At 56.8% G+C, this 15,745-nt stretch carries 14 protein-coding genes and 1 pseudogene; all 15 read right to left on the reverse strand.

The annotated features are described in order from the left end of the window. Positions 1 to 1,041, reverse strand: coding sequence for an alpha/beta hydrolase family protein (locus ACFOTD_RS04270; protein ID WP_378116058.1), 1,041 nt, complete (start codon positions 1,039 to 1,041; stop codon positions 1 to 3). 138 nt (positions 1,042 to 1,179) lie between these two features. Beyond that, on the reverse strand, positions 1,180 to 2,322 hold the full coding sequence (aguA, locus tag ACFOTD_RS04275) for an agmatine deiminase (RefSeq protein WP_378116061.1): 1,143 nt from the start codon (positions 2,320 to 2,322) through the stop codon (positions 1,180 to 1,182). Positions 2,323 to 3,406: 1,084 nt separating this feature from the next. Further along, a pseudogene (locus ACFOTD_RS04280) lies at positions 3,407 to 3,623 on the reverse strand (YwhD family protein); the annotation flags it as partial. Positions 3,624 to 3,895: 272 nt separating this feature from the next. Further along, entirely contained in the window at positions 3,896 to 5,185 is a 1,290-nt protein-coding gene (locus tag ACFOTD_RS04285) for a class II aldolase/adducin family protein (RefSeq protein WP_378116063.1), read from the reverse strand. 135 nt (positions 5,186 to 5,320) lie between these two features. After that, entirely contained in the window at positions 5,321 to 6,436 is a 1,116-nt protein-coding gene (locus ACFOTD_RS04290) for a Ger(x)C family spore germination protein (RefSeq protein WP_378116065.1), read from the reverse strand. A gap of 1 nt (position 6,437) precedes the next feature. Then, complete coding sequence (locus tag ACFOTD_RS04295) at positions 6,438 to 7,523, reverse strand: GerAB/ArcD/ProY family transporter (protein WP_378116067.1); 1,086 nt, start codon at positions 7,521 to 7,523, stop codon at positions 6,438 to 6,440. Between the two features lie 13 nt (positions 7,524 to 7,536). After that, positions 7,537 to 8,982 (reverse strand): spore germination protein, encoded by a 1,446-nt coding sequence (locus ACFOTD_RS04300; protein WP_378116069.1) that lies wholly within the window; start codon positions 8,980 to 8,982, stop codon positions 7,537 to 7,539. Between the two features lie 56 nt (positions 8,983 to 9,038). After that, on the reverse strand, positions 9,039 to 9,530 hold the full coding sequence (locus ACFOTD_RS04305; protein WP_378116071.1) for a CBO0543 family protein: 492 nt from the start codon (positions 9,528 to 9,530) through the stop codon (positions 9,039 to 9,041). Then, the gene (locus ACFOTD_RS04310) at positions 9,508 to 10,017 is read right to left on the reverse strand and encodes a CBO0543 family protein (protein WP_378116073.1); all 510 of its coding nucleotides are present in this window, start codon (positions 10,015 to 10,017) and stop codon (positions 9,508 to 9,510) included. The genes ACFOTD_RS04305 and ACFOTD_RS04310 overlap by 23 nt, the downstream gene beginning before the upstream one ends. Positions 10,018 to 10,082: 65 nt before the next feature. Next, positions 10,083 to 10,850 (reverse strand): TIM barrel protein, encoded by a 768-nt coding sequence (locus tag ACFOTD_RS04315; protein ID WP_378116075.1) that lies wholly within the window; start codon positions 10,848 to 10,850, stop codon positions 10,083 to 10,085. 49 nt (positions 10,851 to 10,899) lie between these two features. After that, complete coding sequence (locus tag ACFOTD_RS04320; RefSeq protein WP_378116077.1) at positions 10,900 to 11,724, reverse strand: phospholipase D-like domain-containing protein; 825 nt, start codon at positions 11,722 to 11,724, stop codon at positions 10,900 to 10,902. Positions 11,725 to 11,796: 72 nt separating this feature from the next. After that, positions 11,797 to 11,919, reverse strand: a complete 123-nt coding sequence (locus tag ACFOTD_RS04325; protein ID WP_378116079.1) for a hypothetical protein — start codon at positions 11,917 to 11,919, stop codon at positions 11,797 to 11,799. A gap of 23 nt (positions 11,920 to 11,942) precedes the next feature. Next, the gene (locus ACFOTD_RS04330; RefSeq protein WP_378116081.1) at positions 11,943 to 13,130 is read right to left on the reverse strand and encodes a Ger(x)C family spore germination protein; all 1,188 of its coding nucleotides are present in this window, start codon (positions 13,128 to 13,130) and stop codon (positions 11,943 to 11,945) included. Further along, positions 13,123 to 14,229 carry a GerAB/ArcD/ProY family transporter gene (locus tag ACFOTD_RS04335; protein WP_378116083.1) on the reverse strand — a complete coding sequence of 369 codons (1,107 nt, stop codon included), beginning with the start codon at positions 14,227 to 14,229 and terminating at the stop codon, positions 13,123 to 13,125. Before ACFOTD_RS04335 ends, ACFOTD_RS04330 begins: the two co-directional genes overlap by 8 nt. Before the next feature lie 19 nt (positions 14,230 to 14,248). Next, positions 14,249 to 15,700, reverse strand: coding sequence for a spore germination protein (locus tag ACFOTD_RS04340; RefSeq protein WP_378116085.1), 1,452 nt, complete (start codon positions 15,698 to 15,700; stop codon positions 14,249 to 14,251). Positions 15,701 to 15,745: the final 45 nt, after the last annotated feature.

Genomic DNA, 15,745 nt, shown 5'->3' on the forward strand with positions numbered 1-15,745 from the left:
TCATTCTCCTTCTTGCTTGAGCCAGCGGTCCAAAAAGCGGTAAGCCAGCAGCCGCATCTCTTCGGGAAAATCGTGCTTGCCTTCGCCGAGATAGAACCGGAACCGGTCCTCCCGGCCGAGCAGACCGTACAACTTGGCCAGCTCTCCCATCCCCTCGGCGACCGAGCGCCAATGCGGGAAGATGGCATCCTGCTGGCCCGCGTAGTTAAAAAAGGGTACGGGCGCGCAAAGCGCTGCAATCTCGTGGAAGTCGAACGGAATCCGGTCCTCCTGCAAGTCGGCGCTTACCTTCGGAATATGCGTATAAGGATACGTACGGTAGCCCCAGTGGTCCGGATGCGGGTCTCCGGCGAAGGGACTGAAGCCGCAGCTCGATACGACTGCGCGGATGCGGTCGTCCAGACCGGCCAGAAAATAAGCGTTGTAGCCGCCGAAGGAATGTCCGATCGCCCCGATCGCGCGGCGGTCGACAAACGCAAGCGACTCGAGGACATCGACGCCCTGCATATGATCGGTCGCGTTCTTGGCGACGGTCGACCATTCCGGATGCGCCTCATAAAACGCGGTGCTGTCAAAAGCCGGATAGCCCGGACAGATCCGCGCTCCGGCCGTGAGCGCGTCCGGCGCAAGCACGACGTATCCGCGAAGCACCAGCTCGACCGCATAGCCGCGGTTGGGCCTGCCCGGTACGATCGCGATGTCGTCCTTGCCGATCTCGTGGGTCGGATGAAGCGCCATGACGGCGGGATACCCCGAAGTCGGACGGGAGCCGTCCGCAAGCGGAGCGGGCACAAGTAAATAAGCGGGAATCGTATCGCCGTATGCCGTATCGTACTCGACGCGATGGCGGGTATAACCCGCCTCCTCTGTCGCGGACAAATAGCGCAGGCCTGCCGGCGGCCGCTCCGGCAGCGTCCCGATGTAATCCAGCCATGTCCGGCGAATCCGCGTCCGCTTATCCAGCCATTGCGTCTTGTCGGCAATGCCCGCAAGCAGCGGCGGCAGGCCGGTCTTGTTCACTTGGGATAAAATGTAGGCCATAGCGCAAAGGCTCCTTTTTCTAGCCGATCAATCCGACTCTAACTTATATCTGGATCACATTACAGGCATTATATCCCGTATAAATAGGACAGTCAATCAATTTGTGAGTTAGATATATATCAGAAAAAATAAATGATTCTAGTCGCGAGCGAATGCTCCGCGCTTCCCGGCCGGCACCTGCTGCGTAATGCAATGAACGTTGCCGCCGCCGAGCGCGATTTCCCTCGTATACACCTGCACCACCTTGCGGTCCGGGAAAAGGGCGGCGAATCGCGCCTGCGCTTCCCTGTCCCGGCGATCGCCGAACGCCGGCAGAATCAGGCCTCCGTTGCAAAAATAAAAGTTGACGTACGATGCCGCAAGACGTGTGCCCGGCGCGCGTACGAAGCTTTGCGCGGCGCGGTCGATCGTGCGGCTATCCGAAGCGCTAAGCTCGATCGGCTCCGGCAGCGGGATCCGTTCGATCCGCAGGCGGCGCCCTCTCGCGTCCTGCTGCGCATCAAGCGCAGCCGCCGCCTCCCGCACGATCTCGTACTGCGGATGATCCGGATCGTCCGTCCAAGCCAGCAGGACGACACCCGGCGAAGCGAATGCCGCCAGCTCGTCGATATGGCCGTCCGTCTCGTCATCGGCCAAGCCGCGCTTCAGCCAGACGATCCGCCGTACGCCAAGGGACCGGGCAAGCCGGGATTCGATCTCCGTCCGGGAGAGGCTCGGATTGCGGTTCGGATGCAGCAGGCACTGCTCGGTCGCGAGCAGCGTGCCTTCGCCGTCCACGGCAATCGCCCCGCCTTCCATGACGAAGTTCCGGACGTCATATCGGTCTTTGCCTTCGATCTCAAGCACCTTCTGCTTCGCAAGCTGATCCTGGTCCCACGGGAAATAAAGGCCGCCGTTTAAACCGCCCCATGCATTGAAGCCCCAATCGATGCCGCGCACCTCGCCGGTCGCATCGTTTTTTACGAAGGTTGGACCGATATCCCGCATCCAGGCATCGTTCGAGGACAGCTCGACGACACGAACCTTATCCGGCATGACCCGGCGGACATGCTCGTACCCGCTCCCGTTCACGCCGACCGTGACCGGCTCGAAAGACGCGATCGCCAGCGCGACCCGCCGAAAAGCCTCTTGCGCGGGCTTCGCGCCCAACCGCCAAGTATCGGTCCTAGAGGGCCACAGCATCCAAGTGCCGGCGTGCGGCTCGAATTCGCCCGGCATGCGGAAGCCGCCTGCCGCCGGCGCGCCCCGCCAAGTTTTGACCATGGTCAGCACCTCGCTCATGGAAGCTATCCGCTTGCGGCGGATGCCTCTGTTACTCCATATTCGCCGGGCGTCGAGGCGGTCACACACGCCCAGCGGAGATGCGTGCGAATCTTAGGCACCTTTAAACGGACGCAAGAAAAACCGCCAGGGAGATCGACGATTGCCCGGGCGGTCCTTTTAGGATTGGCGGATATCCGAAACGCCATTCGCGCGGAATGCCTATCAAGGCATATTCGGCAGCCGCTCCGATAGGTTGAATTATGTCGCCGCGCCGTTTTTTTGTAATGCCTGCAGATGTACATCTAATATTGCCGATGTCGCTCCTTTTGGACATGATAGATGCAAATATGCAGCTTTTTTCCATCATCAGCCTGATTTGCGGCCGGTGTTTGGCATATACCTGCACATTTGCAGGCATTTAATCAAGGACCCTTGGATTGACAGAAATGCATGTACATAAAGTCAATTTCATAATTCAAAAAATCGCAAGTTCAAACAAACTTATTCATAAGATTTGGCGAATAACGTTCGGTTTTGGGATTATTTCCGAATCTCAGAGATTCTATTTCGTATTAAAAGTTCGGATTTATACTGGAAAAAAATGTTTATGAAATTGACTTCATATGCAGGTTTTGAGGGACCGCTGACAAACATCCGAATAGCTCCGGCACGACGAAAGCGCGCCTACCGGTCCACGAATCGCCGCCGCCCGCGTCAGGAAGAAGAGTACGGCCTTTTCTCTTCTGTTCGTTACCCGTTGATCCATAAGCCGGATCTTGCAGGCATCTTCGTTCATAAACTCAGAATTGCGAGCCCTTCTTTTTGGAAGACAGTACAATTAAAAGAAATAGCTTGCGGATATGGGAGCCTGTCCGAGGGGATTAGCGGCACACGATGCCGTTATTGCCCCGGCGGTGCGATTGCTCGGGACAACAATTTCGGCAAATAAGACGCTGGCACATCGCTACTCCGAGCATGGGCTCGCCATCTCGGCTCCCCTCCCAATACCGCAACAACACCTAAGCAAAACCAAAAAGACTGCCTACGCTCGCCCGGGAATCTCCCCGCGAGTAGGCAGTCTTTGTTTATGCCGCGACAACGATTAAGCCAGCTGATCCTTCAGTTCCTCCGGCGAGCGGTCCCACCACTCGTAGTTGTGCGATTGCTGCAACCGGCGTAGCGCCGCTTTATCTTCTTCGCCCAGGTCCTCGAGCAGGAATTTTCGCTTGATGGCGCGGTCCATCCGGTTCACGTGCTCGGCCAGCAGCTTCCAGCCGCGCCGCTTCGGTATCGATCAGCATTTCGCACGCTGGGCGCCCCCGTAGAAGCTGCCCCGGCGGTGCGCTAGCCCGAGGGGCTTAGCGGCATACGATGCCGTTATTGCCCCGGCGGTGCGGTAGCCCGAGGGGCTTAGCGGCATACGATGACGCAACTGGGCTTCGACAACCGCATGGATATGAAGACTGTACGTCGATACCGCTGCCTTCGTTTTAAAATGAGCCTATAACGTTATTCTTTCTCCAATGTCAAAAAAGCGCTAACGAAGAGCCGTCTTCGTTAGCGCTGGACCGACCTCGACCGAAATGCGATTCTATAGCCCGAACGCCCGCTCGATATCCCGGATGCTGTCGTCGTCCATGTGGACGATGGCGCCCAGGCTCGCCGCCTCGATGATCGATTTGGCGCTGTACTCCGCGACCTCCAGCCGGTCGAAGGCGTTCAGCAGGCTGCTGCCCGTCGCGATGACGCAGTTGTTGTCGACGAGCGCGAGCGGCACGTCGGGCGCGAACCGCGCCGCCGTCTCCTCCACCGACGCATAGACGGACTCGAACGGCAGCTTCGGCATCCCGCGCAGCAGGATATAAGCTTCCGGAATCGTTTTCGACTCGAACGGATGGTCCGTCAGAGCGAACGCCATCGTGTAGGGAGAGTGGGCGACCAGCACCGAGCCGACATGCGGCTGCTGCGCATAAATCGCCCGGTGCAACAGGACAGAGCGACTAGGCTGCTTGCCTGGCTCCGCCGATCCGTCCCGGATCAGCACAAGGTCTTCGGGCTCCAGATACTTGCGGTCCAGTCCGTGCGGCGTGATGATAAAAGCGTCGTCCGCCAGCTTCACGGAGTAAGTGCCCTGCGTGCTCGTGAACAGGCGTTGCTCGTAGGAGCGGCGAATGAAATCGCACATTCGCACGCGCGCCTCGCGCTCGGCGGTCGGCATCGGACCTTGTCGCGCCGGCAGCTCGGACAGCGCGGCGACGGCCGATGCCGCCAGCGCCTGCTGCGCCGCCGTGAGCGATCTCGGACGGCCGAGGCCAGAAGCCTGGATCTCCATGCGCGCGCAAAACTCCAGCGTCTCGAACGCCTTGTACGCATCGGCCAGCGAATCGCCGCCGACGACGATGCCATGGTTCTCGAGCATCACGCAGCGCTTGCCCTCGGCGAAGACGGCGGCGATGTTCGCGCCCAGCTGCGCGCTGCCGGGGAGCGCATAAGGCGCGATCCCGACCTCGCCGCAGATCTCACGCTCGCCGGGCAGCATGTCCACGTTGGGAACCTTGCGCACGATGCTGAACGAGACGAGCGCAGGCGGATGCGCATGCACGACAGACCGCAGATCCGGTCTCGCCCGGTAGATCGCCTGGTGAAACGGGAATTCGCTCGATGGCTTGTGCAAGCCGACATGACTCCCGTCCGCGCGCACGCGCACGATATCCTCCCGGCGCAGGGAGCCCTTGTCCACGCCCGCTGGCGTAATCCATATATCGCCGTCGTCGTCCAGAACCGACAAGTTGCCGCCGGACGTCGTGGTCATGCCGAAGCGGTAGATGCGGCCGATCATCTCGATAATCTGATCGGCCGGCGGAAGATCGTCGAATTTCATGGGGATGCCTCCTCTTACGCACAATGTTTAAAGCCGTTGTGCTATAAGCTTGCCATAAGCTGCCTCTGCCGGCAATGACATCCGTCACATTCATTAGGCAAACCTAAGATTCGAGCAACCTAAGATTCGAGCAACCTAAGATTCGAGCAACCTTCCGAAATCTTTGATCTCCAATTTGACCGACACTTTAATCTCCGCTTCTGCAAAAGCTTTGTTCCAATCGAGCGATTTCCATGCTTTATATTTCATTTTGTTCCGAACGCGAATGCCGACCCCCAGCGCATCCGATCCCGTTCGCTGCATGTCCTTGACGAGACGTTCGCATCGGCCGCTTACGTATTTTTCCATGGCACGCTCAAGCATCGGCTGACTGCGGATGTTATTGAGCGACATTAACCCGTCGTATTCCAGCAAGGAGCCTCGGATCTTGAGCTTAATGACGGCGCGGGCCGCCTTGCCAAGCTTGGCATCCGGCGGCGACAGAACTTCGATGCGCTGCCGGCTTGTGACATTGCCGAGCGTGAGGGTGCCCATCCCCCGGGGCGTCTCGACTTCATCCATGTACAAGGTGCCGCTTTTTAGCTTGTCCCTGAGCAGTGCGAAGAACATCGCGTCTTCGGCGTCTATTTTCCCGACGCAGCGGTCCCCCGCGAACAACGCGATGCCGTTCACGCCCAGGCCCCGCTCCGTTTCCTTGATAATCGTCGCGATCGGATCGATGCCGTCGTCATAATAATCCCGCATGAACGTATGCAGGTTCGTATCGAATCTGCCGCGGGTGGCCGGATCCGAACGAACCAGATTATCGATATACTCGCCCATAGTGCCGCCTTGGAGAAATCTTTTTGAAATATAACGGCTAACGTCCCCTTCGGAGACTAATATGTGCGTGCGGACGCCGATGGCGGGATCCCGGACTACGGATTCTAACGGCCCCCACACGCCTCTGCGAGCCAACGACTCTCCGAACATGACCTGACGAAGCTGGCCAAATACGATCTTGCGGTCGTTTTCCATATCGAATCGGATTCTTGCTTGCTTAAAGGATTTGGAGACCGTCGAATAGACGATGGCTTCGGTCTGATTGGTTTTGGGAATGCTGATCGTCATTTTCATCGCTTGATCTTGGCCCTCTGCCGTCTCCATGACGATCGTGCGTACGAAGCCGATCTTTTCGAGCACCTTCTCATCCTGGCAACCGCACAAGAGCACGAGCGGAAGCATTCTTATTAAAATGCGCCGGCCTCTCATCTCACGATGCCTCCTTGATCGGCTTGCCCAGTTTTATCAGCAAAAAAAGCAGCACTGGGAGCGCGAATGCGACGGCCGTCTCCGAAAAATAACCGACTTGAACCCAGATCGCCGCTTCCCGAAAAGCCGACAACAGAAAACCAAACAAGAAAAAGGCGAAGGTCAGCGGGAGCGCAAGCTGCTTTTGGCTCATCTTAGGCAGCATGCGGCGGACCGTGCTGAGCGACGCGAAGGCGAACATGACCGAACTGATGATGTTAGAAAACAAAAAGAAGGGAAATACCAGATTTTCAACCCGGTTGATAAACGGCATTTCAATGAATTCGAGCGTGTGAATGATCGGAAATTCCAAAATTTTGACTTCTTCGAAGCTGAAAAAACCGAAGGAGATAAAAATGGCCAGCAAATAATTGCACGATACGATCAGATGGCCGAGAAACACACCTTTAAACAGCTTCGTCTTTGTGTTGGAATAGGGAAATAAAAATACGCATAGCTCGTATCCTACGAACACCGTGAAAACGTTGAGCACGCCCGTCAGGCTGTGCCCATGCTCCGTACCCTCGAAAAAAAACGAAGTAAACCGATGAAGGCTCCAATCTTTAAAAAAATAAGGCGCCAGCAGGACGAGCCAGATCGAGAGCAGAAAAAAGACGGTCGATGCCTTGACAATGTTGTAGAAATCCTTAGCCAACAAGGTATAAACCATGATGCAGTACACGGCGAATATGAGCATAGGAGAAGTGGTCTGAAAGGATAGCGTCTGGAAAACCAGAATGAAGCTTTTTCCCGTAATCGCCCCCATGCCGAGCCAGAGCAGAGCAAGCGATGCGTAGAACGGATACAAGACGAACTTGGGTAATGCCCCTTCGGCGATATCGAACAAGGATCTCCCCTTGCCCGCCCGGAACACGGCACGATAAAGCCAAATATTGAACGCGGCCAATAGCGCCAGCCCTATAAACCCCAGCCAGCCGTTCGTTCCAAGTTCGACCGCCACGAGCCGCGGCAGCCTAAGCACGGTTACGTCAAGCTCAATTGCATAGATCAGAAGCGCCACATGAAAACCGTTCAGTTTTTCCTTCACGGGGAAGCCTCCGCTATCGTTTGATTTTAGTTCGTACCGGGTTCGGCGAGCGGCTGATCGTCGGCCGCTTCTTGAGCGCCCAGAACGGTCCGCGGACAAACGTGTCCAAAATGTCCATGAATTTCACCGGCGCAATCGGGGTCAGGTACGACGCGCCGAGATTCGTCACGCCCGCCATGTGAATCACAAGGAAGCCGATGCCCATTATCAGTCCAAGGTTGCCAAGCAAGCCAGCCAGTATGATCAGTCCGAAACGGATCAGCCGCAGCGAAGCGCTCATGATGTAGCTCGGAATGACGAAGGAGGCGATCGCGGAGATGGCGACCGCAATGATGAGGATATTGCTCGTGAAGCCGGCCTGCACTGCGGCTTGGCCGATGACGATACCGCCGACGATGCCGATCGTCTGCCCGATCTTGGTCGGCAGGCGCGCGCCGGCTTCGCGCAGCAACTCAATCGTCATTTCCATCAGCAGCGCTTCAAGGAGCGGGGGAAACGGCACCCGACTTCGCGACTCGGCCAGATTAAGCAGCATCGTATGCGGTATCATTTCGTAATGGAAAGTCGTGACCGAGACATAAAAGGCCGTAAAGCAAATCGTGATCAAAAAGCCCAACAGCCGCAAAATGCGCAAGCCCGTACCGATGGGCCAGCGCTGGTAATAATCGTCCGGGGACGAGAAAAATTCCAGAAAGGCGGTTGGCGCGCAAAACACGCTCGGGCTTCCGTCCATAACAACAGCGATACGGCCGCCGAGCAATTTTGAAACGACGGCGTCTGGCCTTTCAGTCGTCAAATACTGCGGAAACACAGAATTCGGATTTTCGTCGATCAATTGAACGAGCATGTTCGCATCCGATATGCCGTCGATTTCTACATCACGAAGGCGGCCCGACAGCATGCTCACGTAATCGTAGTTCACGATGCCATCGATATACAACATCGTGAGGCGAGTCTTCGTAATCTCGCCGATTTCAAACGTCGCGGACTTGAGTCTGGAGCTCCGGATGCGCTTGCGGATGACGCCGACGTTATCGTCCAGGTTTTCCACGAATCCGTCATGGGGGCCCGTGATGATCGTCTCGGTCTCGGACTGCTCGATATTTCTCCCAGTTTGCTTCGGGGCGTCGTACAAATAAACGTTATCGTCTGCAAATACGGCTGCAGCTCCGCCCAAGATTCCTTTGACGCAAGTCTTTAAGTCGCCCGCGGATTTATAAGGGGCATCGGATACGATCTCGCCGAGCCGGTCAGCAGAAGCCTGCGACAATGTGCGGATCAAATCCCGGTGCAGGCTGTTCGCATCTATAATCGTCGCGAAGTAGACCAGATCAGCACCGCTGCCTCCAAGTTTTTGATGAACGCAATCCGAGCAATCTTTAAAAGCTTCCATTACGTTCGCAACCGTCGGCTCCGTCTCCGCTTGCCCGCTCCTGCCCTTTTCGTTGGTCTCGGCCATCGCGAACCTCCATTCCCCCTGACATTCTCCCCCATTTTACCCTGGCCGCTCCAGCCTCATACGCGAACTGTTTTTCGTCTTGACGCGCGCACGCGAAAAAACCACCTGTAAAACCAGTATCCTCCCAGCAATACGGCAAACTCGCTGATCCAGGTCCACCAGAGATTCCAGCTGTAATAGCGTATAAGCGAAGTATGAACGGAGATCAGCCATTCGAGAGCGGTCATTAAGGTTGGAAAAGCCAGCATATAACGTATTTTAAGCAGGCGGGAAGCATCGTTAGGAAACCGTACATTGTAGATAGCGCTAATCGTCGGCAAAGCGCAAAATTCAAAAGTTAGGTTGGTGCGCGTCGCGGCGGCGAAAAAGCGATCGGGGTAGCTAAGGAAGCGCATTTCCACGGCAGTCAATCCCAAAATCCAAGCGATAAATTGCATGAACAGAAAACTCAGCGCAGCTTCCTTTCGCCGGTCTGGCGGAATGAATAAAATTAAAAGGAGCGCCGACAAGATCCATACAAGCGATTCAATGAGCCGATTGGCTGCCATGCAGGCGTACCGCTCCTTCTCGCTCACGCGTTTCGGATACGATCCAGCTCCCGATTCGGGTCGACAGTGGCAGCAGAATGAGCACGCAAAGAAAATCGATCCCGAAGCTCCATCGGTGATGGACCTGCAGATTCGTCCACCTCGTCATTGCCAAGCTCCAGACGGCAAATGCAATGGCGAACGCAACCGTAATCAGCAGCCGATCGCGCGGAGAGCGACCGTTCACGATTACCGCGTAAACGACGGCCAGGGACGGGCACACCGCGAAGTCGGTCGCAAAATCCTGCTGCGTCGCAAACGGAAACAGGCGCTTCGGAAAAGCCGCCAAGTGAAACTGCGCCTTCAGCGCGCCGAGCAGCCACTTCAAGCCTTGCATCGTCAACAGCACGGCCCACATTTCACGCAGGCGATCGCGCGAAACCAAACGAATCATAAGCGCTGCCAGCAGCAGCACGCTGCCGCCCATCCATAAACGATCGATCAACATCAAAAACACCCCCGTTGGCTAGAATAGCCAATTTCGGGGGCGGTATGCGCCGATGTGAACTTATATTACCCGAGGCGGGCGATGACTTCCTCGTGGAACTGCTCGACAGCATCGTCAGGATCGATCGTGAAGCCGCATTCGAGGCCGACGTAGCCCTCGAAGCCTGTCTCCTTGATCGCCCTTAAAATATTAACGTAGTTCAGCTCGCCGGTGCCCGGCTGATGACGGCCGGGGTTGTCCGCGATATGGTAGTGGTTGATCCGATGGCGGTACGCCGTCGCATTGCGAATGACGTTGCCTTCGGTAATCTGCTGATGGTAGACGTCGAACACGAGCTTGACATGGCTGCTGCCGACCTTGTCCACGATCTCCGCCCCTTCGTCCGAGCGCTGCAGGTAATGGCCTTTATGATCGACCAGGCCGTTCAGCGGTTCGAGCTCCAGCACGATGTCGGCCGCTTCGAGCAGCGGCGCGGCACGCTTCAGCGTCTCCACCATCGTACGCTGCTGCAGCTCCCGCGGCACGCCGTCCAGCTCGTTGCCGGTCTGAGAGATAATAGACTTGGTGCCGAGCGTCTTGCAAGCCTCGATCGTCTTGGTGATCCCGTCCAGATAGTCGCCGCGCAGCGATTCGTCCACGAGGCTGATGAACGGCGTGCATGTCGCGACGATGCCGACGCCGATCCGCTCCTGGGCTTTCGCCGTGCGCTTCAGATCGTCGAGCTGCCACCAAGCGTAATACTCCAAGCCGTGGAATCCGAGTGTTTTTACTTTTTCGAGATGATAGATCTCGTCCTCTCCCTGATACGCGCCGATGCATAACGAAAACTTCATCGCGAGCCCCCCTGTCCTCCATCATGTCTATCGTTACTTCGACCGCACGCTAGCTTGCAGCCTTGCGGAATCCGGCCGCCGTGGCATCCGCCTCGCTGCAAAACCATTGTTCGGGCTTGGTGCGGTCGTAGCTCTTGCCGCCGGGTACATGGTAGATCTTGTCCCCTTTGGAATTGATGTTGCCTTTGATCTGAGGCGATTCGCACGCCGCGACAGGCGCTTCCGCGCCGTATTCTTCCTCGTCGGACTGCTGCGCCTGCACCGACGGCGCCGGCTTGCCTTGGTCCGGCGAATCGTCCTGGGCGATGGCAGCCGGCAGCGTCTCGTATCCGCCTTGATCGTTCCAGGCGCGCTCGAACGCTTCCTCGAACGATGCGGCCGCGGCCGCGTCGCGCAGCACGACCAGCATCTCGTCGTTCGTCGTGCTCGCCGCCTTGGAATAGTTGAACGAGCCCGTGGTCGCCACTTGTCCGTCGGCCACGGTCATTTTCAGATGCATCAATCCGCTGTGGCTGTTGATCTTGATCGGGATGCCCGCGCTGCCGAGCAGCTTGAGCGCCTCCTTCTGCGTCTTGCCCGATGACTGGATCCGGTCCGTCAGCAGCCGCACGGCAACGCCGCGCCGATGGGCGTCGCGGATGGCCGCGACGATATCCGGGTAGGTCAGGCTGTAGATGGCGACGTCAAGCGTCTCTTTGGCACCTTGAATGACGCCGATCAACAGCTTCTCCGGATGCTGATCGTCTTGCGTGAACGCCCATTGCACGTTCCCCTCGCCGATAGCCGACGACGACGCAGTCGATGAAGACACCCCGCATCCGCCGACAGGCAGCAGCAGCATAGCCGCGAGAAGGACGCAAACTCCTTTTTTCATGCTGTCTTTTCCCCGCTTCCCGCTCCTGACTATTCCAATTGTATGTCAGACGGGCATCGCGGGCAATACGCGCTAAGGCTTCTTTTTCCAAGGCGGATCCGACTTTTCTTGCAGGTAGCGGCTTAACTTGCCTAACGCGTAAGGAACGGCAGCGCTTAGAAAAAGCCCGATCAGCATCTCTCCGTTGAACAGCATAAGCGCATTCTCTCCTCGCGAGATTATCCCCGCTCCGTCTGATCGACGGTGCCGGTCAAGCGAATGCTGACTTGCGCATGCGCTTTGACTTCGCATGCGGCGAGCAGATTTTTACCTTGATCCCAATCGTTTTTTACTTTTCCCCACGTGCGGGGATGGTTTCGCTTCAGCTCTTCGCCGAGACCCAGCGCGTCCTTGCCGATCGCCTGCACGGCGTGGACCGCTTCCTCGATCAGCGATTCGATCTCGGCAGTGGCGTCTGCATGGATCCGGTCCGCGATCGCCGGCTGCATGACGTCGATCGCGCCGGTCGTCTCGCGAATCGAGACGACGACGCCGACCGAGACATGGAAGACGATATGCGCCGGATCGCGAACGTCTGCACGCATGCGGGATCTAATCTCGTACACGTTAAGCGAAAGATTCGCTCCAGACGAACGCAGCATGATCGTGCCTCTCATCTGATAACCCCGCAAAAAATTAAGCCCGGTCGTTTGTCTCGCATCGAGCGCGCCGCGCTGACGATTCGTTTTGCCGTCGAAAACGGCGCTGCCGGATATAAAGGCGGATTTGTCCTTTGTCTCGAGCGCCTGCACCGCGTAACTCGTCTCGTTCATTAAGCGTTCGTGTATATAGCCGATCTGCGTCGCCGGAAGCTTTTCGAGGCTGCTGCGGTTGCCGGATATTTTCTCGATGTCGCTGGCAGGCAGCCCTTCGTTGGGCGACTGGGCGTAGAGAGCATCCGACGCTTTGCCTCTGGCGACCAGTATTTTGATGGAACGCCGAACGCCGGTGCCTCTTATGAAAAAATCGAGCATATCGGCGAAACCGGTACTATATCGGGCGACCTGCTCGGAAACGAGTATGACCTTCAGATGGTCGTAAAACGGGGCTCTGCTAAGCTTGTCTGTCGCATACTGGTCAAACGAAGACATGCTTGCCGCTTGGCCGCAAATATTCGAGTAGCCGGTGCTCCCTTTGGCGTTTTCTCCGCCGCCGTTCAGTCCGCCGGGAATAACGATTTGGTAGCAAATCCGGAATGGCGAAGCGTTTTCCTCGCTCTCCGCATCGCTCTTCGGAGCCGACGCATCGATCGATATGCCGACCACGAAGCCCCGGTTATTGATCTCGACGCGATCCCAGCAACCGGTTGCCAGCAACGCTAAGGCGGCTGCCAGCATCAGCGTCCGTACCTTCCGCGGGCTAACCACCGCTTCCGCCCCCGCGAAGCCGCGCCACGACCAACAAAATGATCGGGATCGCTCCGGCGGTCCCGTACCCGATATAACTGACGATCCAGCCGAACTTCTGATACTGCAGCATATTATCGGGCAGCATGTTGATGAAGTAGGCGACCGGACACAAGATCAATATGCAAATGCGCTTGTCGAACTTGGAGACGATCCCCTGCAGGCACGAGACGCTGGCTTCCATGGCCATGCAAGAAGTGTTGAAAATCGTCATAATCCATACGGTGAAAAAAATCGATTCCAAGCGCTCGAAAAATTGACCCGGCAATCGCACCTCCTTCGCGATCTCGACGGTCGGAAACAAGATCTGGGCGGTCGCTTCCCTCGTGAAAATGGCAACGGAATAGAGATAAGTCAGCAAGCACAGAACGACCGGAATCGCGATGCCGATCAGCATCGCCTTTTCGGTGCGCGCGGCCGGCCTCAGCAAGGGCGCGTAGAACAGCAGCACTTCGAAGCCCAGCAAGGCAAAGGTCGTATCCTTCGTGCCTGCGGCAAGATCGTAAGGACTCGTCGTCATGAACGGCTTCAGGTTGTTAAAGCTCGTCAGTTGAATGCCGAATAGAAGAACGACAACGGAAATCAGGAGCACGATCGGCAAAAACATCGAGTTCAAGCGAATCACCGCCGCCGTCGTGCCGGATACCGCATACACCACCACGAGCAAAAAGGCGACCGAAATGAAGGCGATCGGCGTATTTTCAAGCAAATACATCCGGGAAATCTTGGCGATTGACCGCACCTCGTATGCAAGATAAAGCAGAAAATAAATGCCATAGATCGCCGATATGAGCGATGCGATCGGCCTCGTCGCGATTCGTGCCACATAGTCGTGGAAGGTGCTTCCCTGGAATCGGCTCGTCAATCTGCTGACGACGAGTCCGCATGCTGCAGCGATCATTCCAGCAGCCAATATAGATACCCAGCCGTCTGAAGCCTCGATATGACTGGCAAGCATGCTCGGGAGCGTGAGAATGCCGATTCCGATCATGATCGACGAGATCGTCATCGACACTTCCCGAGCACCGATCCGATTGTCTCCGTAATCGAATATTTTCATGGATAGCCGCCTTTTACGCTTATTTCATGTTCTTCTTGTCTTTCGTTCGCATCATCTGCGGCCGGCTGGACAACAGCTTAAGCGGCGCGCGCAGGATGAGATCCTTCCAGTCCTTCAGGAAAGTCGGCGCGAACGGCGTCGAATACGGGATTCCGAAGCTCATCAGATTGGCCACATGGATGTTTAACATTATGTAAGCCAGCACGATGCCGTACAGGCCGAACAACGCCGCCGCCAGCATGATTAAAAAGCGCAGCAAGCGCAGCGAAATCGCAAAGGTATAGGAAGGCAAAGAAAACGAGGAAATCGCCGTAATGGCGACGACGATAACCATGATCGGGCTGACGATGCCTGCTCTGACCGCCGCCTCCCCGATGACGAGACCGCCTACGATGCCGATCGTCTGCCCGATCGGCCGCGGCAGCCTGATGCCCGCCTCCCGGAGCAGCTCAAGCGTCGCTTCCATCGCGAACGCCTCCACGACCGAAGGGAAGGGCACGCCCTCTCTGGAGCCCGCGATCGAGAAGGCGAGCTCCGAAGGCAGCATGCCGTGATGAAACTCGGTGAGAGCGATATAGAACGCCGGCATAAAAGTAGCCAAAAAAGCGGCTCCGAACCGCATGATGCGGATAACCGTCGAAATAATCCAGTTTTGATAATAGTCCTCCGGCGAATGAAAAAATGAAAACAGCGTCATCGGCATAATGAGCTGGAACGGCGTGTTGTCGACGACAATGCCGACCTTGCCCTGCAGCAGCGCCGCCGATAGCTTGTCCGGGCGCTCGGTGCTCATAACCTGGGGAAACGGGGACAACTGATGGTCCGTAAGCCACTGCTCGATGAAGCCCGATCCTGAAATCTCGTCCACGTCGATCGTATGGATCCGTCTGCGGACCTCCTCGAGCAGCTTGTCATGGACGATACCTTCGACGTAGACGACGGCAATGTCCGTACGCGAACGCCTGCCCAGCTGGAACGTTTCGAAGCGAAGGTTCGGATCTCGCAGCCTTCTTCGAATCAGGGCCGTATTGGTGCGAAAATCTTCCGTAAAGCCATCTCTCGGCCCGCGTATTAACGCCTCGGTCTGCGGCTCCTCCACCGATCTCGAATTCCAGAATTTCGTTCCGACAATCTGCGCGCTGTCGCTGTTCTCGGACAGAACCGCAGAATCGCCGGACAAAATCGCGATAAGGATGTCGTCCAGCAGGCTCGTCGTTTTCACTTCCTGGACAGGCAGCTTCGCCTTGTCGGTATCCGAATCGATCAGCGGCTCGAGCATATATTCCTGAACGACCAGGCGGCTGGACAAGCCGTCGATGCAAAAGACGGCGTAGCGAATGCCGCTCCTGGAGACATGCTGGCTGACGAGGAGGTCCGACGCGTTGCCGAGCTTGGACCTGATCATTGCGATATTCTCGCTCAAATCAGTCTTCAGCATTTCCGGCGAAGCAGCCGTTTGCCTCTCGCTCATGATCGTCACCGCCCGATGTCAGGTTTACGAATGGAATGCCGCCTA

The sequence above is a fragment of the Cohnella sp. GCM10012308 genome, assembly GCF_042649185.1.
GTDB lineage: Bacteria > Bacillota > Bacilli > Paenibacillales > Paenibacillaceae > Cohnella.